Annotated in this window: 15 protein-coding genes; 11 read left to right on the top strand and 4 right to left on the bottom strand. The window is 64.3% G+C overall.

Annotation, left to right across the window (positions count from 1 at the left end):
- Window positions 1-30 precede the first annotated feature (30 nt).
- From AC1DZU_RS06415 to AC1DZU_RS06365, 11 genes are all read left to right on the top strand, one after another.
- Complete coding sequence (locus AC1DZU_RS06415; protein ID WP_477282826.1) at window positions 31-1875, top strand: dipeptide ABC transporter ATP-binding protein; 1845 nt, start codon at window positions 31-33, stop codon at window positions 1873-1875.
- A 171-nt stretch (window positions 1876-2046) separates the two neighbouring features.
- On the top strand, window positions 2047-3909 hold the full coding sequence (locus tag AC1DZU_RS06410; protein ID WP_477282824.1) for an ABC transporter ATP-binding protein: 1863 nt from the start codon (window positions 2047-2049) through the stop codon (window positions 3907-3909).
- Window positions 3909-5801 (top strand): ABC transporter ATP-binding protein, encoded by a 1893-nt coding sequence (locus AC1DZU_RS06405; protein ID WP_477282822.1) that lies wholly within the window; start codon window positions 3909-3911, stop codon window positions 5799-5801. Before AC1DZU_RS06410 ends, AC1DZU_RS06405 begins: the two co-directional genes overlap by 1 nt.
- A gap of 110 nt (window positions 5802-5911) precedes the next feature.
- The gene (locus AC1DZU_RS06400) at window positions 5912-6172 is read left to right on the top strand and encodes a hypothetical protein (RefSeq protein ID WP_477282820.1); all 261 of its coding nucleotides are present in this window, start codon (window positions 5912-5914) and stop codon (window positions 6170-6172) included.
- Window positions 6173-6267: 95 nt separating this feature from the next.
- On the top strand, window positions 6268-6960 hold the full coding sequence (locus tag AC1DZU_RS06395) for a helix-turn-helix domain-containing protein (RefSeq protein WP_477282818.1): 693 nt from the start codon (window positions 6268-6270) through the stop codon (window positions 6958-6960).
- A 4-nt stretch (window positions 6961-6964) separates the two neighbouring features.
- On the top strand, window positions 6965-8047 hold the full coding sequence (locus AC1DZU_RS06390) for an extracellular solute-binding protein (protein ID WP_477282816.1): 1083 nt from the start codon (window positions 6965-6967) through the stop codon (window positions 8045-8047).
- Between the two features lie 18 nt (window positions 8048-8065).
- Window positions 8066-8974, top strand: a complete 909-nt coding sequence (locus AC1DZU_RS06385) for an ABC transporter permease (RefSeq protein ID WP_477282814.1) — start codon at window positions 8066-8068, stop codon at window positions 8972-8974.
- A complete protein-coding gene (locus AC1DZU_RS06380; protein ID WP_477282812.1) occupies window positions 8971-9759 on the top strand; it encodes an ABC transporter permease in 789 nt (262 codons plus the stop codon). The genes AC1DZU_RS06385 and AC1DZU_RS06380 overlap by 4 nt, the downstream gene beginning before the upstream one ends.
- 1 nt (window position 9760) lies before the next feature.
- Window positions 9761-10879 carry an ABC transporter ATP-binding protein gene (locus tag AC1DZU_RS06375; protein WP_477282810.1) on the top strand — a complete coding sequence of 373 codons (1119 nt, stop codon included), beginning with the start codon at window positions 9761-9763 and terminating at the stop codon, window positions 10877-10879.
- 30 nt (window positions 10880-10909) lie between these two features.
- Window positions 10910-12295: an NAD(P)/FAD-dependent oxidoreductase gene (locus AC1DZU_RS06370; protein WP_477282808.1), complete on the top strand. Its 1386-nt coding sequence runs from the start codon at window positions 10910-10912 to the stop codon at window positions 12293-12295.
- A 55-nt stretch (window positions 12296-12350) separates the two neighbouring features.
- Window positions 12351-12710: a cupin domain-containing protein gene (locus tag AC1DZU_RS06365; protein ID WP_477282806.1), complete on the top strand. Its 360-nt coding sequence runs from the start codon at window positions 12351-12353 to the stop codon at window positions 12708-12710.
- 1 nt (window position 12711) lies between these two features.
- On the opposite strand, the gene AC1DZU_RS06360 is transcribed toward AC1DZU_RS06365, so the two are convergent.
- The 4 genes from AC1DZU_RS06360 to nirB all read right to left on the bottom strand — a co-directional run bounded on the left by AC1DZU_RS06360 (window position 12712) and on the right by nirB (window position 18793).
- Entirely contained in the window at window positions 12712-12969 is a 258-nt protein-coding gene (locus AC1DZU_RS06360) for a BrnA antitoxin family protein (RefSeq protein ID WP_477282804.1), read from the bottom strand.
- 164 nt (window positions 12970-13133) lie between these two features.
- The gene (locus AC1DZU_RS06355; protein ID WP_477282802.1) at window positions 13134-16004 is read right to left on the bottom strand and encodes a nitrate reductase; all 2871 of its coding nucleotides are present in this window, start codon (window positions 16002-16004) and stop codon (window positions 13134-13136) included.
- Window positions 16005-16007: 3 nt separating this feature from the next.
- Window positions 16008-16343, bottom strand: coding sequence for a nitrite reductase small subunit NirD (nirD, locus tag AC1DZU_RS06350; protein WP_477282800.1), 336 nt, complete (start codon window positions 16341-16343; stop codon window positions 16008-16010).
- Entirely contained in the window at window positions 16343-18793 is a 2451-nt protein-coding gene (nirB, locus tag AC1DZU_RS06345) for a nitrite reductase large subunit NirB (protein WP_477282798.1), read from the bottom strand. The genes nirD and nirB overlap by 1 nt, the downstream gene beginning before the upstream one ends.
- Window positions 18794-18796: the final 3 nt, after the last annotated feature.

Here is an 18796-nt window from a genome sequence, read left to right as displayed (position 1 = left end):
GTATTGCCAAAGTGGAAGCGATTGCCCTCGATGGCTGCGCTGGAAGAAAGTGGTTTCAAGCTCCCAATGTCCTCCTCGGTTCTCAACGTCGATCAGCTTTCCATCGCCTATGACAGGCGCAACGGATCGCATCCCGCCGTCAGCGCCGTATCGCTGCACATAGGCGAAGGCGAGGCGCTTGGCCTGGTCGGCGAGTCGGGATCGGGCAAAAGCTCGGTGGCGCTCGCCATCCTGCGCTATCTGCCGAAGAACGCCCGCATCGCGGCGTCGGCGCTGGAATTCCAGGGCCGCGAAATCCGCGACCTTTCCGCCGAGCAGTTGCGCCAGTTGCGGGGCAATCACATCGCGGCCGTCTACCAACACCCGGGTGCTGCCCTCAATCCAAGCATGACGATCGGCCGGCAGATCACCGAGACGATCATGCGGCATCGTCCGGTTCGCCACGACGAGGCCCGCGCGCGCGCCACCGAACTGCTCGGGCGCGTCCGGGTGAGCCGTCCGGACCGGGTGCTGGATCTCTATCCGCACGAATTGTCCGGCGGCATGCAGCAGCGTGCCAACATTGCCATCGCGATTGCGCTCGACCCGTCGCTGCTGGTGCTGGACGAGCCGACGACGGCGCTCGACGCCAGCGTGCAGTCGGAGATCATCGCCATCCTGCACGACCTGCGCAAGGATCACAAAACCAGCGTGCTTCTGATCAGCCACGACATCAACATGATCCGCCGCTCCTGCGACCGTGTGGCGGTGATGCAGTCGGGAACGGTGGTCGAAAGCGGCGTCGCCACCGATGTCTTCGACAACCCTCGCCACGCCTACACAAAGGCGCTCATCGCCTCGATCCCGGCCCTCAACTACACCAAGCGGGACGGCAGGCTGGCGGAGACCGACGGACCCGCTCTGGCTGCGCACCCGGCAGCCAACGCTGAAAACGCCGGCGCGCGAAAAGAACGCCAGATCGCGATCGCCTGCAAAGGCATCAGCCATGCCTTCGGCAGCCAGCCAGTGCTCAGCGATATCGATCTCGACATAGGCCAGGGCGAGACCTTCGGGCTGATCGGCGAGTCCGGTTCCGGCAAGTCGACCTTGGCAAGGATCGTCACCGGCCTGCAGACACCAGACGCCGGATCGGTCGAACTGTTCGGCAGGACGGTCGCGCCACGCGTCGAGAAGAGAAACCTTGCCGAACGGCGCGACGTCCAGATGGTCTTCCAATCGCCGGATCGCACGCTCAACCCGCGCCAGCGGATCGGCAGGATTCTCGGCCGCCCGCTGCGCCGTCTTGCCGGCCTGCGCCGCGGCGAGGTGAGAGCCCGCGTCAGCGACCTCTTGCAGTCGGTCCGCCTCGCCGGCACCACGGCCGAACAGAAATCGCGATCGCTGTCCGGCGGCCAGCGGCAACGGGCGGCGATCGCGCGGGCCTTCGCCGGCGTGCCGAAGGTCGTCGTGCTCGACGAACCCACCTCGGCGCTCGACGTTTCCGTCCAGGCGACCGTTCTCAACCTGCTCAACGACCTGCAGCGCGACAAGGACACGACCTATCTGTTCATCAGCCACGACCTCAGGGTAGTGCGCTACATGGCCGACAGGATCGGCGTGCTCTATCGCGGCCGTCTGGTCGAAACCGGTTCATCCGACCAGATCTTCCAGGGCCCCAATCACCCCTACACGCAACTGCTCCTGGCCGCGTCCTCCGATGAGGCCGCGCCGAAACCATCCGCTCCGGTGAAGATCGAGGCAGCCGGTACGCAGACCAAGGGATGTTCCTTCGCCGACCGCTGCCCCCTAGCCCTGCCAGACTGCAGAAAGGCCGAACCGCCCGCCAGGCAGGTCGCACCCGGCCACCTGATCGCTTGCTGGCGGCAGGGTTCGTGAATGGATTACCGGCATTCCAAACACGCGCAACAGCCTGTTGCCTTCAGGCACAGTGCGAAGCCGGCATTGGCTCTTGAACGGCCAAGCCGGACCCGCGTAACATCACGCCATCTGAACTGAGTCTGCTCTATTCGTCCGGGCTAATGCCCGGATTGGGTTGGATATTTTCCTTTGAATACGCTAGCAATCGGCAGCGCGCCGGAGCGCGGCAAATCGTTTGCCCATGTGGCCGAAGCCTCCTGGGGCAAGGGCCTCAGCACGTTGCTTCGTATCGTGCGCATGACGCTGCGCCATCCCTGGCAAGTCGCGATCACCCTCGTCTCGACCTTCATCGCCGCGACGCTGCAGCTCTTCATTCCACGCTTGCTGGGACGCGCCATCGACCAGGCGCAGGGCGTCATGACCGCCGGAGCCGGTACCGCGGCCGAGCACGCGCTGTGGAACACCGCTTTGACGCTGCTCGTCGTCAGCATCCTGCGCGGTCTATTCACCATGGCGCAGAACTACTACGGCGAGGCCGTCGGCCATCGGACCGGCTATGAGCTCCGCCTCGCTTTTTACGAGAAGATCCAGCGCCTGAGCTTCTCCTACCACGACCGGGTCCACACCGGCGATCTGATCACGCTCGGCCTGCTCGATCTCGACGGCGTGCGCATGTTCTTTTCCACGGGTATCCTTCGCGTCGTCCTGCTCGGGGTGCTGATCGGCGTCGGCGCCTATCTGTTGATCAGCACCGATCTGGTGCTCGGGCTGTTGAGCCTGAGCTTCGTGCCGTTCGTCGCCTGGCGCTCGTCGGTCACCCAGTTGGCGCTGCGCAGCACCTGGCTGACTTTGCAGCAGCGCCTGTCGGTGCTGAGCCGGGTGATGGATGAGAATCTCGGCGGCATCCGTGTCGTGCGAGCTTTTGCGGCGCAGCGGCATGAGCTCGAAAAATTCGACCGCGCCAAGCAGGATGCGCTGGACCTCGCCAACAAGCGCGTCGACATCCGCGTCGGCAACACCGGCGCCATGAACTTCTCGTTCCTGGCGGCCATGGGCCTGGTGCTGTGGTTCGGCGGCCAGAAGGTGATTGCGGGTCAAATCAGCATCGGCACGCTGGCCCAGTTCCTCACCTTCATGACCATCCTACAGATGCCGGTGCGCCAGCTCGGCCTGATGGTCAACTCCTTCGCGCGCGCCTCGACCTGCGGCACCCGGCTGTTCGAACTGCTCGACGCCGAACTCGACATCAAGGACGCGCCCGGCGCCAGGGACCTCGTCGTCACCGAGGGCGTGATGCGCTTCGACAATGTCGGTTTCCGCTATGCGGGCGCGGGCGACCGGCCGACGCTGTCCGGCATTTCCTTCGAGGCAAGATCCGGCCAGACCATCGGCATCGTCGGCCCTCCCGGCAGCGGCAAGTCGACCATCGCGCACCTGATCCCACGCTTTTACGACGTCACCTCGGGCAGCATCACCATCGATGGCCAGGACATCAGCAAGGTCACGCTGCAATCGCTGCGCAAGGCCGTCGGCGTCGTGCAGCAGGACGCGTTCCTGTTCACCACCTCGATCGAGAACAACATCACCTATGGCAATCCCTGGGCACGCGAGACCCGCATCGGACAGGCAGCCGAGTTCGCCCAGTTGCACAACTACATCATCGGCCTTCCCGCCGGCTACACCACGGTCGTCGGCGAACGCGGCGCCTCGCTGTCCGGCGGCCAGCGGCAGCGCCTGACCATCGCGCGCAGCCTGATGCTGCGGCCATCGGTGCTGGTCTTCGACGATTCGACCGCGGCCATCGACGCCGGCACCGAGCAGCGCATCCGGGCGGCGATGAAGCGCTTCGCGAGGGATCGCGTGACGCTGATCATTTCGCACCGGCTGAGCTCGCTGATGCATGCCGACCAGATCCTGTTCGTCGAAAGCGGCCGGATCGTCGAGCGTGGCACGCATGAGGAACTGCTGGCGCTCGGCGGACGCTATCGCGCGCTCTACGATCTGCAGCTGCGGCCTGACGACGATCGGCCCGCGGCGATGGGAGCCGCATGATGTCGACACCCGCCGACGACGACAAGGAAGACACCAGCGGGCGGCCGACAAAGGCTGTCGTCGGCTCGCATCGCGACGAGGAGGAGGTTTTCGGCAAAGCCTATGATCCGCGCATCGTGCGGCGCATCTGGAGCTTCGTGAAGCCGTATCAGAGCCGGATTTTCATCTCGGTCGCCGCGGTGCTGGTGTTCACGCTGACGCAATTGGCGATCCCGCTGGTCATTCGCTATGCCATCGACCACGGCATGGCGGCTGGCAGGCTTGACCAGTCGGTGATGATCTCTGCGACCAGCGCTTTCACGCTGATCATCCTCATCAACTATGCCGCCAGCCATGTGCAGGAAAGCGTCGTCGGAAAGGTCGCAGAGAACGTGCTGTCGGACCTGCGCCGCGCCATGTTCAGCCACTTGCAGCGGGTCTCGCTGAGCTTCATGGACAAGACCGAGGTCGGCCGCCTGATGTCGCGCCTGCAGGGCGACGTCAATTCGATGCAGGAATTCCTCGAGACGTCGGTAATGTCGGTGGGCGACATCGTGCTTTTGTTCGGCATCGTCAGCGTCCTGTTGTGGCTGGATTTCCGGCTCGGGCTGCTGACGCTGTCCACCATGCCGGTGCTGTTCATCGTTCGCCTGTTCTGGCTGCCGCGCGCCAAGGTCGCCTTCATGGCCGCGCACGAGACCAACTCGATCGCCAACGGCGCGCTGGCCGAAGGCATCCATGGCGTGCGCACAGTGCAGAGCCTGGAACGCCAGCACGTCAATTTCGACCTCTATGACGAGAAGGTGCTGGCCAATCTCAATGCCCATTTGACGTCGGCCAAATATGCGCAGGTGATGGTGCCGATCGTCGACACGCTGACCGGCATCGCCATGGCGACGGTCATCGTCGTCGGCGGTTCGATGGTGCTATCGCACAGCCTCGACGTCGGCGTCATGGTGGCGTTCCTGTTCTACATCCAGCGCTTCTTCGACCCGATCCGCTCGCTCACCATGCAGTACAGCGTCATGCAGCGTGCCATGGCTTCGGGCCAGCGCATCTCCGAAGTGCTCGACGTGCCGGTGGACGTCAGCGACAAGGACGGTGCCGTGGCGCTGTCGCGCGACATGGATGGCTCGGTCGAGTTCAGGAACGTCACCTTCGGTTACCGGCCTAACCTGCCGGTGCTGAAGGACATCTCCTTCCGCGTCAATCCGGGCGAGACCGTCGCACTGGTCGGCCCGACTGGGTCGGGCAAGTCGAGCTCGATGGCGCTGGTGCACCGCTTCTATGATGTCTGGTCAGGCCAGGTCCTGGTTGGCGGCCATGACGTGCGCGACCTGACCCAGGATTCACTCGGCGATCAGGTGGCCATGGTGCTGCAGGAACCGTTCCTGTTCTCCGGCTCGGTTTTGGAGAACATCCGCTATCACAAGACCGGCGCCACCCGCGAAGAGGTGGTCCGCGCCGCACAGGCCGTCGGCGCGCACGACTTCATCGAGAACTTGCCCGATGGCTACGACACCGAGCTCGAACAGCGCGGCGGCAATCTCTCGCTCGGCCAGCGCCAGTTGATCAGCTTCGCGCGGGCGCTGGTGGCCGACGCCAAGATCCTGGTCCTCGACGAGGCCACGGCCAGCATCGATTCCTACACCGAGATGCTGATCCAGAAAGCGCTGATAAAGCTGCTGGAAGGCCGCACCGGGCTGGTCATCGCACACCGGCTGGCCACCATTCGCGGCGCCGACCGCATCATCGTCCTGCAGAACGGCGAGATCGTCGAAAGCGGCAACCACGAACAGTTGATGGCACGAAAAGGGCTCTACGCCCGCCTCTACAACATGAACTACGCCTCCTTCGACGACATTTCGGAAGGCGAGCTGGAACTGGACGCGGCGGTCGGCAGGGCGACGTAACCAGGTTTGTCGACGATGACAGCCGATTTTTTTGGCTTCGGGCCTTAACTTTCGCGGTGTGGTCTTTACATCTTAGGGGGCTGGAGACGATCGAGCTTGAGGAGGCTCCCGTGCAGCAACCAGAAGACATCGCCGCCCGCCGATTGGGCATTCTCATCGAGCAATATGTGGAAGCGCGCAAGAAGCGCTACGACTATGTGTCGACCGAGCAGGCCTATCTGGCCATCCGGCAGATCCTCAAGCCCGCCATTTCCGATCGCGAACTGGACGACATGGTCGCCTCGCTTGCCGTCAAGAACGGGCTGGCCGTCGTTTTCGATCGCCAAACCAAAGCGCCTTTCGACGACATTCCTACACCGGCAAGCAGATAGTTAGGCTGGCCCATCTGTGATTTTCAGGTGGCCAAGCGAATCCGCTTGCCACGAAGCCTCACTTAATAGCATGTTAAGTGAACCCTGAGATCATCATGAAAACCGCTGCGGATCACGCACTCAACGACAACGCCGCAACCGGCGCGGAAGCCCGCCGCTCCACGGTGTTGGGCGATCGCATCAAGGCCTATCGCACCGCGCGACGCCTGACGTTGCGTCAGCTCGGCGACTTAATCGGCACCACCGCCAGTTTCTTGAGCCAACTCGAGCGCAGTCTTTCGGGAGCCAACACCAGCACGCTGATGCTGATCGCCAATGCACTCGGCATCGGCCTCGCCGATCTTTTCGACGAAAGCGAAGTCTCGGCGCACGCGGTGCTGACACGCGCCGAACGACCCGCGCTGCCGACCAGCGAAGGCTACCGCAAGACGCTGCTGTCGCGCCGGCCAATCCGCGAGATGGAAGTCTATTGCGGCGAATTCGCCGTCGGCGGCTCGACGGGCGATCTGCCGTACACACATGGCAACGCGCACGAAATGTTCCTCGTACTGCGTGGCCGGCTGCAGCTGACGCTGGGCGACGAGAGCTTCATCCTCGAAGAGGGCGACAGCATCGAATATTCGACCTCAACGCCGCACAGGACCATCAATGTCGGCGACACAGTGGCCGAAGTGCTGTGGATCATCGCGCCGTCGACAAGCGGCGCCGTCGATCTCGACCAATATGTGGCCCGGAAATCACTCGCACCCGGACTGCCAAAATCAAACAGCGAGTCATCGGAGGGTTAAGAAAATGGGAAGCAGATCAATAGTGTCCGGGCTTGTCGGCGCCGCCGCACTGGCCTTGATTGCAGCCGCCGCGGCTCATGCGCAGAGCGCGCCGCCGGCCGGCACCGTGGTGGACGGTTCGCTGAAAGGCAAGACGCTGACCTTCGTCTCCTATGGCGGCATCTACCAGGACGGCCAGGTCGCCGCCCTCAAGGAATTCGTCGACAAGAGCGGCGTCAAGCTGCTGAACGATGGCCCGACCGAAATCGCCAAGCTTCAGGCGCAGGTCGAGTCCGGCAATGTGACCTGGGATGTCGTCGATACCGACGATTTTCCGCCATTCGTGCATTGCGGCAAGCTGTTTCAGAAGCTCGACCTGACCAAGCTCGACGTTTCGCACATCCCGCCCGGACAGGTCGGCGAGTGCAGCGTGCCGGCGATGAACTACGGCACCGTGCTGATGTACAAGAACGCGACCTACAAGGACAACCCGCCGAAGGATTGGAAGGATTTCTTCGACACCAAGAAATTCACCGGCACCCGCGCCATCGACGGCAGCGGCAGCCCGATTGGCGGTCTGATCGAACAGGGCATTCTGGCTGACGGCGGCTCGGTCGACAACATGACGCCCGCCGACATCGACAAGGGTATCGCCAAGATCAAGGCCATCGGTCCGGACACGATCTTCTGGAAAACCGGCGCCGAGTCCCAGCAGCTGGCTGAATCCGGCGAAGCCGACATGATCATCATGTGGACGGGCCGAGCCATGACGGCGGTCAAGAACGGCGCTGCCTATACGCCGGTCTGGAAGGACTGGCTGGTCGTCATGGATCAGCTGACCATCCCGGTCGGGGCCAAGGACACCGACGCCTCCTATGCGCTGATCAACGCCTATCTCGGCAAGAAGTCGCAGGAGGTCCTGACCGAGCAGACTTCCTACTCGCCGATCAACACCGAGGCGCAGCCCAAGGTGGATGCTTCGGTCGCCGCCTTCCTGACCAACACGCCGGAACACGCCAAGCAGGGCTACCAGCAGAACATCAAGTTCTGGGTCGCCAATTTCGCCACCGCGTCCGACAAGTGGACGGCGCTGATGGCCGGCAATTGAGCCGGCCAAGGTGAAGGCGTGAGCCAGACATCGCATACTCTGGCGGCCGGGGGTGACAATCCCCGGCCGGCCGGTGGCGTGCAGGGGCCGCAACGGCGCCTGCGCCTCGCAGCCTATCCTTCGCTGCTCGCGATGCCTGCCTTGCTCCTGCTCATCGCGGCGATGGGCTATCCGCTGCTGACCGTCACGCTGCGCAGTTTCTCGGACCCCGCCTGGGGAATGCAGAACTATGTCTGGTTCTTTTCCACGCCGGTGAACGTCACGGTTCTGTGGCGCACCTTTTCCATCGCCGCCTGGGTCACCATCGTCTGCGTCATCGCCGCCTACCCCTATGCCTACCTGATGACGGCGGTCGGGCCGCGCATGCGGCTTGTCCTCATCCTGTGCGTGCTGGTGCCGTTCTGGGTCAGCGGCGTGGTGCGCACATTGGCCTGGGTCATCCTGCTGCAGGATTCCGGCATCATCAACTCCGTCGTCAGGTTGCTCGGGTTTGACACCGTGAAGCTGATCCGCACGCAGACCGGCGTGGTGATCGGCATGGCGCAGGTGCTGCTGCCGTTCATGATCCTGCCGCTCTATTCGGTCATGCGCGGCATCGATTTGCGCCTCGTGCAGGCGGCGCGCAGCCTCGGGGCGCGGCCCTCGCTTGCCTTCCTGCAGATCTATCTGCCGCTGTCGCTGCCTGGTGTGTTCGCCGGCGCCATCATCGTCTTCATCCTGTCGCTCGGATTCTACATCACCCCGGCCCTGCTCGGCGGCCCTCGCAGCACCATGCTGTCGACACTGGTGCAGAGCCAGGTGCTCAGCCTGCTCAACTGGGGCCGTGGCGGCGCCATGGGTGTCGTGCTCCTGGTCGCGACCTTCGTGCTTCTGGCGCTCGCCGCGCCGCTGATGCGCCAGCGCCACAAGCAGGCATCCAGATCATGAGGCTGGCGCCGTTCCGCATTCTGCTCGGCCTGTTCTGCCTGCTGGTTGCCGTGTGGCTGGTGATGCCGACGCTGGTCATCATCCCGATGTCGTTCAACGAGAAGAAGTCGCTTGCCTTCCCGCCATCCGGCTTCTCCTGGCAGTGGTACGAGAATTTCTTCACCAACCCCGACTGGCTGACCAGCTTCTTCAACTCGCTCAGGGTCGCGGGCCTCGTTGCCATCGCCGCCACGTTGATCGGCACGCTGGCGGCACTCGGCCTCAGCCGCATGAAACATCCCGGCGCCGGCCTGCTGCGCGCCGTCCTGATCACACCGATGATCGTGCCCGGCGTGGTGTTGGCGATCGGCATCTATGCCGTCTATCTCGACTACCAGCTAGTCGGCACCACCGCCGGCTTCGTCATCGCGCACACGATGCTGGCGATCCCCTTCGTAATCATCGCCGTGTCGGCAAGCCTCGAAGTCTTCGACGTACGGCTCGAGACGGCGGCGGCAAGCCTTGGCGCCGACCGCTTCACCGCATTCCGCACCGTGACCTTGCCGTTGATCGCGCCCGGCATCCTTTCGGGGCTGCTGTTTGCATTCGTCACCTCATTCGATGAAATCATCGTCGCGCTGTTCATCACCAGCCCCTATTTGAAGACCTTGCCCGTGCAGATCTTCACCAGCATCACCCGCGACGCCGACCCGACGGTGACGGCCGTCGGAACGATCATCTTCATTGCCACGACGCTGGTGATCAGCGCCGGGCTGATCATCAGCTCGAAATCGACCAGGAGTTGAGATGGCTGCGTCCAACAGCAAAGAACGTGGCGCGGCCATCGACATCAAGGCCGCAACCAAGCGTTACGGCAATTTCACCGCGCTCGACGACGTCAGCCTTCATATCGAGCCGGGCGAATTCATGACGCTGCTCGGCCCCAGCGGCTCGGGCAAGACCACCACGCTCAACGTCGTGGCGGGTTTTACCGACCTGACCTCTGGCGACCTCGCCGTCGGCGGCAAAAGCATCGTCGCGCTGCCGGCGCACAAGCGCAACATCGGCGTCGTCTTCCAGCACTACGCACTGTTTCCGCACATGACCGTCGGCAAGAACGTCGCCTATCCGCTCACCCTGCGCGGCATGGACAAGCAGGCGCGCGACCGTCACGTCGCGCGCGCCCTGGACATGGTCAAGATGGCCGACTTCGCGCATCGTTACCCGGCCGAGCTTTCCGGCGGCCAGCAGCAGCGCGTGGCGCTGGCGCGCGCCATCGTCTTCGATCCGCCTCTGCTTTTGATGGACGAGCCGCTCGGTGCGCTCGACAAGAAACTGCGCGAATGGCTGCAGCTGGAAATCAAGCGCATCCACCGCGAGCTCGGCACGACCTTCGTCTATGTGACGCACGACCAGGAAGAGGCGCTGGTGCTCTCCGACCGCATCGCCGTGTTCAACCAGGGACGCATCGAGCAGGTGGGAACCGGGCGTCAGCTCTACGACGAACCGGCGACATTGTTCGTGGCGAAGTTCATCGGGGAATCGACCAGTTTGCGTGGTGATGCCCAGACGTCGGGCGGCGAGACCAGCCTGACCATCGCCGGCCAGAAGGTCGTTGCCGGCGGCAAGCTCGCCAGCGGCCAGAAGCCGGTGGTGCTGCTGCGGCCGGAAAAGCTTTCGCTTGCCAGCACGAACACGCCTCCAGCCGCCGGACAGAACAGCCTCACCGGCCAGGTCAGCGAAGCGATCTATCTGGGCTCGGGTTCGAAATACCAGGTGACGCTCGGCGATGGTTCGGTCGCCATCGTGCGCGCGACGCTGGAGGCCACGCCTTTCTCGATTGGCGACACGGTCGATCTGCGCTGGTCAGTCGTCGATGCAAAACTTCTTGCCGACGACGACCGCGCCGACATGACGATGACCTGATCGCTCATTTCCCTCGCAGGATTTTTAAACATGGACGCCAAAGTCAACGGCAACGTCTCGTTCTGGTATGCCGACATTGGCGGCCTGCCAGCCTATCGCGCGCCGCTTTCGGGTGACCTCGAAGCCGATGTCTGTATCGTCGGCGCGGGCTATACCGGCCTGTGGACGGCCTACTACCTGAAGAAGGCCGATCCTACGATCCGCATCGCCATGGTGGAAAGGGAATTCGCCGGCTTCGGCGCGTCCGGCCGCAATGGTGGCTGGCTGTCCGGCGGCTTCAGCTGGTCACGCGAGAAATACCTGCAGACATCGACCCGTGGCGCCGTCATCGACATGGAAACCGCCATGCACGGCACGGTCGACGAAGTGATCGCGGTGACCGAGGCCGAAGGCATCGATGCCGACATCCGCCGCGTCGACAATCTGACGGTTGCCACCAACCCGCCGCAACTGGAACGGATCAAGGCTGCTTATGCGGATGCGGTCGGCTGGAGCGTCCCGCGGGAGCGTGTCAGCCTGATCGGCCAGGCAGAGGCCAAGGCCCGCATCAAGATCCGGAACGTGCTTGGCGGTTACATCCACCACGGCACCGCGCGCGTCCAGCCGGCCAAGCTGGTGCGTGGACTGTCCGAAGCCGTCGAGCGCCTTGGCGTGCCGATCTACGAACAGACAACGGTGACCGGCATAGAGAAGGGCAAGGTCACGACCGATCGCGGCACGGTGCGCGCACCCATCATCATCCGCGCCACGGAGGGATTCACGGCCGGTATTTCAGGCAATGAGCGGCTCTGGCTGCCGCTCAACAGCGCACAGATCATCACCGAGCCGCTGCGGCAATCGCTGTGGGACGAGATCGGCTGGGACGGCCACGAACTCCTGGGCGACGCAGCACACGCCTATTGCTATGCCCAGCGCACCCGCGAAGGCCGCATCACCATGGGCGGGCGCGGCGTGCCCTACCGCTATGGGTCGCAGACGGATGTGCGCGGACAAACACAGCAGGCGACAATAGAAAGCCTGCACGCGATCCTCACCCGCCTTCTGCCGCAGACCAGCAAACTTCGCATCGACCACGCCTGGTGCGGCGTGCTTGGTGTGCCGCGCGACTGGTGCACGACGGCCGGTCTCGACCTTCAGACCGGCATCGGCTGGGCCGGTGGCTATGTCGGACTCGGCGTGTCGAGCTCCAACCTGTCGGGCCGGACGCTGCGCGACCTCATCCTGCGCCGCGACACCGAACTGACCCGCCTGCCCTGGGTCAACCGCCAGGTCAGCAAATGGGAGCCCGAGCCGATGCGCTGGCTCGGCGTCCACTCGATGTATCAGCTCTACCGCGTCGCCGACGACCGTGAGGAAGCCGGCCTCCAGCACACGTCGAAACTGGCAGCCATCGCCGACCGCATCACCGGGCATTGAGCCCTGCGATGTTGCATATCGAGTTGAAAATTTCAGTGCCTGCCCGGAGACCGCCATGACCGACTTCCAGACCTTCGCCCATCTCGCTGCGATCGATCTCGGCGAGCCCGAGCCCAAGCCGACCTCGATCAGCGGTAATCAACTCGAAGCGTCGAAGACGCTGTGGACCTCGCCGGACGGGACGCTCGAAGTCGGCGTCTGGGCATGCACGCCCGGCCGCTTCACCGCCTCGCGCGACACCAATTCCGAAACCTGCCACATCGTGTCGGGCCGAGTCTCGCCGCATGGTCCCGATGGCCGCAGCAAGGAGGTTCGTGCCGGCGAAATGCTGGTGCTGCCGAAAGGCTGGAAGGGCGAATGGACGATCCACGAACCGACGCGCAAGCTCTACATCCTGCACTTCGAGGCGGCGTGAGCTAGTCGTCGTCCGAACCGCTGGCGACCGGCTTGTCCTCGATCGCCTGCCGCAATGCGTCGTTGATCCTGTCCTGCCAGCCGGGGCCATCGGCCTGAAAATGGTCCAGCACTGATCGATCGATCCTGATCGAAACAAGCTCCCTGACACCTGGAGCGGCCGAGGGCTCGCGAGGCAGAGCAACCAGCTTCTTGACTGGCTTGAAGGCGGCTTCGGCCGCCGTCATCGGATTTGTCGGTCGGCGCGGGGGATTTGCCATTGGGTGACCCTGACTGGAAGACGACTCATGCTCGCCGATGAGGCTACACGTTTGCGCCACCTTAGCCCAACTGGCGCCAATGCGCAGGCCCATTTGGCCAGGACCTGCCTTCGATCCCTACCCCCCAACCGGCCAGCGACTTTCGCGGCACACGCTGGCGCCGGTCACTCGGCGGCTTGAAGAATTTGTGCGTCGACGATGATCCTGATCTCGGCACGGCAAGAGCCGCAATTCGTGCCGGCATGCAACGCCGCCCCGATCGCCTCGACGCTGGCGCAGCCGCCTCGCACCGCTTGGGCGATCTGGTTGGCGCCGACGCCGAAGCAGGAGCAGACGATGGCCCCGCGATCAACGTCGACCCCGCCCGGCCGCCCGGCCACGATCGCCAGCCTGGCGCGCCGATCGACATGATCGGCGTTCAATTGATCCGCCGCCCAGCCGCGCGACACCGCGACCGGACCGGGCGCCACGAACAAGGCGCCTGACAAGTGATCGCCGTCGAAAGCCGCAATGCGATGCTGGCCGGCATCGCGGTCATGATAGGCGAGGATTTCGGCGCCAGGCGGCGTGCCGAACAAGGACCCGGCGAAGCCGACCCAGTCGATGCCGTCATCGGCAAAGGCGAGTTCGACCCGCCAGCCGCCCTTGCATTTGGCCGCGGCCCAGTAGGTCGCGGTATCCGGCGCCGGCCTCTGCCGCATCACCGCGAAGCCGAAGGCTTTTGCGGCGAATTTCTCGATGCGGGCGGCGACATGTTTCAGTGCCGGCTGGCCGGAGATCGGATCGGTGAGCGGCGCGGTCAGCGCGTCGAGCCGGCCCTTTGCCGAGAATTGATCCGTCCAGTGCATCGGTGCAAACAGGCTGCCCTGGCGCTGGCGTGCCGTCACCAGCGCGCGTACCAGCACGTCGCCGCGCGGGCTGGAAACGCGCGCGATGTCGGCGTCGCCGATACCGAAGCGCTGCGCATCTGCCGGATGGATTTCGACGAAGGGCTCGGCAATGTGCTGGGACAGACGCGGGCTTTTGCCGGTCCGCGTCATGGTGTGCCAGTGATCGCGAATGCGGCCGGTGTTGAGGATCAGCGGATAGTCCGGGCTGGTGCGGGTCTCGACGTCGGGACGGATGGCGATGAAGCGCGCCTTCCGGTCTGGTGTGTAGAAATTGTCGTCGGCGAAGAAGCGGGTGCTGGAAGAGCCCCTTGCGGCCTGAGCGCGCTCCTCTGGCTGATGTCCAGCTTGAGCACCCCCATCTGGCCTGCCGGCCATCTCCCCCGCAAGGGGGGAGATTGGCAGTTTCGGCGTCCCTGCTCTTTCTCCAGAGTTGGCGATTGACGAACGCCGGTGCGACATCCGATCTCCCCCCTTGCGGGGGAGATGGCCGGCAGGCCAGAGGGGGGTGGCTGGGCTCGGCGCTGGCCACTGGAACGGGGCCAGTTCCTCATACCCGTCCGCATCAATCCCGGCATAAGCGCCAATATCGAAATCCCGCACACCATCATTCTCGAACCCCGAAAGCGCCGCATGTTCGGCAAACACCTCCGATGGCGACGCATAGGAAAATGCCTTGCCAAAACCCATCCGCTTGCCGACTTCGGCGACGATCTGCCAGTCGGGCCTCGCCTCGCCGGGCAGGTCCAGAAACGCGCGTTGGCGTGAGATGCGGCGTTCCGAATTGGTGACGGTGCCGTCCTTCTCGCCCCAGGCGGCTGCGGGCAGCCGGACATGGGCGTGGCGGACGGTGTCGGTCCTGGCCAGCACGTCCGAAACCACGACGAACGGGCAAGCCTTGATCGCCGCTTCGACGGCATCGGCATCCGGCATCGAATCGACAGGATTGGTGGCCATGATCCACAGCGCCTTGATGCGCCCGTCGGCCACCGCCTGAAACATCTCGACCGCCTTCAAGCCGGGCCTTTCGGCAATGGCCGGCGCAGTCCAGAAGCGCTGCACGCGGTCACGATGTTCGGGATTCTCGATCTCCATATGGGCGGCCAGCATATTGGCCATGCCGCCGACTTCGCGGCCGCCCATGGCGTTGGGCTGGCCGGTCACCGAAAACGGCCCAGCGCCAGGTCTACCGATGCGGCCGGTGGCGAGATGGCAGTTGATGATGGCGTTGACCTTGTCGGTGCCCGAAGACGACTGGTTCACACCCTGGCTGTAGACCGTCACGGTTTTCGCGGTCGCGGCGAACAGGCCGTAGAAACGGCCAAGCTCGTCTTCGCTCAGCCCGGTGGCGGCGGCGACACCGGCAAGGTCGAGCGCCGATGCCGCGAAAAGCGCTTGCCCGAAGCCGGTCGTGTGATCGGTGATGTAGGCGCGGTCCAGCGCGTTGTGCTGGCCAAGATAGGCGAGCAGCCCGGTGAATAGAGCGACATCGCCATCGGGCGCGATCGCCAGGTGCATGTCGGCGATGTCTGCGGTCATGGTGCGGCGCGGATCGACCAGCACGAACTTCATCTCCGGCCGCTTTTCCCGAGCCGCGGCGATGCGCTGGTAGAGCACGGGATGGCACCAGGCGAGATTGGAGCCGACGAGCACGATGAGGTCGGCGAGCTCCAGATCCTCATAATTCCCCGGCACGGTGTCGGAGCCAAAGGCGCGGCGGTGGCCAGCGACCGAAGAGGCCATGCACAGGCGCGAATTGGTGTCGATGTTGGCCGAGCCGACAAAACCCTTCATCAGCTTGTTGGCGACGTAATAATCCTCGGTCAGCAACTGGCCGGAGACATAGAAGGCGACGGCATCGCGACCGTACTCGGCGATGGTTTGTGAGAAGGTCGAGGCGACGAGGTCGAGCGCCTCGTTCCAGCCGGCGCGGCGGCCGTAGATTTCCGGGTGAAGCAGCCTGCCGTCGAGGTCGATGGTCTCGGCAAGTGCCGAGCCCTTTGAGCAGAGCCGGCCGAAATTCGCCGGATGGTCGGGGTCGCCGCGGACGGACACTTGCCCGCCCGCGGCGACCTTCGCCAGCACGCCGCAGCCCACCCCGCAATAGGGGCAGGTGGTCCTCACCTCGCGCGCTACGTCAATCTCCATGTGTCAGGCCGCTCGGTTGGCCAGCGCTTCCAGCGCAATGAACAGACGCTCGCCCTCGACCCGCACCGGTATGGTGCGCACCGCGCCCTCGTCGGCGCCGAGCGCCCTACCCGTCTCCAGCGAGATCACCCAATTGTGCAAGGGACAGGTCACCGCCGTGCCGTGCACGATGCCTTGGCTCAGCGGCCCGCCCTTGTGTGGGCAATGGTCGTCAATGGCGTAGACCTGATCGTCGGCGGTGCGGAAGACGGCGATTTTTCCCTCGGGCGTGTCGACGCAGCGCGCGCCGCGGCGGGGGATGTCCGAGAGGGAGCCAATTGATACCCAGTTCATCTCCATCACTCCGCCGCCTGCGCAAACCCGACCGAAGCCATCGGCCGGAATTCGTGCTTGTCCTTGCCGGAAACGCGTTCTGACCACGGGTCGACCTGGGCGAATTTCTGGCTGAAGACGAAGCGGTCGAAATAGGCCTTGCGCTTGGCATCGTCGTCCATGATCTGGCGCTTGATTTCGGGGATTCCGATGCGCTTGGCCCATTTGTAGATGCGCTCGAGATAGCGGCCCTGTTCGCGGTACATCTGCGTCAGCGCCACGATATGCTCCAGCGCCTCGTCCTCGGTCCTGACCAGGCCGAGCACTTCGGTGCCCTTGATGTCGAGGCCGGCCGCACCGGCGAAATGGATCTCGTAACCACTGTCGACGCAGATCACGCCGACATCCTTGCAGGTCGCCTCTGCGCAGTTCCTCGGGCAACCCGATACCGCCATCTTGACCTTGGCCGGGGTCCACGACCCCCACATGAATTTCTCGATGCGGATGCCCAAGCCCGTCGAATCCTGCGTGCCGAAGCGGCACCAGTCCGAGCCTACGCAGGTCTTCACGGTACGCAGGCCCTTGGCATAGGCGTGGCCGGAGACGAAGCCGGCCTGGCCGAGATCGGCCCACACCGCCGGCAGGTCCTCCTTGCGGATGCCGAGCATGTCGATGCGCTGGCCGCCGGTGACCTTGACCATCGGGATCTCGAACTTGTCGACGACGTCGGCGATGGCGCGCAGTTCGGCGGCATTCGTCACCCCGCCCCACATGCGCGGCACCACCGAATAGGTGCCATCCTTCTGGATGTTGGCGTGGACGCGCTCGTTGATGAAGCGCGACTGGTAGTCGTCGGCGTAGTCGTCCGGCCAGTCGCAGACGAGATAGTAGTTCAGCGCCGGCCGGCATTTGGCGCAGCCGCAGGAGGTCGTCCATTCCAGCTCCTGCATGACGGCCGGAATGGTCTTCAGGCGCTTGGCGATGATCAGCCGACGCACCTCGTCATGGCCGAGCGTGGTGCAGCCGCACATCGGCTGGACCGCCGCCGGGTTGTATTTGTCGCCGATGGTCAGCACCATCAGCTTCTCGACCAACCCGGTGCAGGAGCCGCAGGAGGCCGACGCCTTGGTGTGGGCGCGCACATCGTCGAGCGAGGTCAGCCCCTTGGCCGTGATCGCGCCGGTGATCTTACTCTTGCAAACGCCGTTGCAGCCGCAGATTTCCGCATCATCCGGCAAGGCTGCAACGGCCGCCATAGGGTCCAGCGGGGCACCCCCCTGGTAGGACTGGCCGAAAATGAGCGTGTCGCGCATCTCCGATATGTCGGTCTGCTTCTTCTTGAGGTCGTTGAACCAGGCGCCGTCCGCGGTCTCGCCATAGAGCACGGTACCGATGATGCGGTCGTCCTTCAGCACCAGGCGCTTGTAGACGCCGGCTGCCGCATCGCGCAGCACGATCTCCTGGCGGTCCTCTCCCTCGGCGAAGTCGCCGAGCGAGAACAGGTCGATGCCGGTGACCTTGAGCTTGGTCGGCGTGTCCATGTGGACGAAGGCCGCCGCCTCGTTGCCGGCCAGTTGTTGGGCGGCGACGCGTGCCATCTCGTAGAGCGGCGCGACCAGCCCGTAGACCTGGCCGTTGACCTCGGCGCATTCGCCAAGCGCGTAGATGTCGGGATCGTTGCTGCGCATGCCGGCGTCGACGACGATGCCGCGATTGACGGCAATGCCGGCTTCCTTGGCAAGCGCCGAATTCGGCCTGATGCCGACCGCCATGACCACCAGCGTCGCCGGAATGACGGTGCCGTCGGCGAGTTCCACCTGTCCGACCTTGCCGTTGCCCGTGATCGCCTTTGTGTTGGCCTTGGTGATGACCTTGATGCCACGTTGCTCGACGGCGCGCTGCAGGAGATAGCCGGCGGCCGGATCGAGCTGGCGCTCCATCAATGTCGGCATGACATGAAGCACGGTGACGTCCATGCCTTGCGCGTTCAGCCCGGCCGCTGCCTCCAGCCCGAGCAGGCCGCCGCCGATGACCACCGCCTTGGCCCGCGACTGCGCGGCGAGCATCATCGCCTGCACGTCGTCGAGGTCGCGATAGGTCAGCACGCCCGGCAGATCATGGCCGGGCACCGGGATGATGAACGGCACCGAGCCGGTGGCGATGACGAGCTTGTCATAGGGTTCGGTGACGCCGTGATCGGACGTGACGGTCTTCGCCGCCCGGTCGATGGCGATGATCTTGTGGCCCTTGTAGAGGGTGATGTTGTTGGCGATGTACCAGCCGTCGCCGTGGATGATGATTTCCTCGTAGGCCTTCTCGCCCGACAGCACCGGCGACAGCATGATGCGGTCGTAATTGACCCGCGGCTCGGCGTTGAAGATGGTGACCGTGTAGCGGCCCGGCGCCTGTTCCAGCAGGTGCTCCAGCATGCGCCCTGGAGCCATGCCGTTGCCGATGATGACGAGTTTTTCGCTCATGAT

This window comes from Mesorhizobium sp. P2_A12 (genome assembly GCF_056405075.1).
This window is presented reverse-complemented; position numbering and strand designations above follow the sequence as displayed.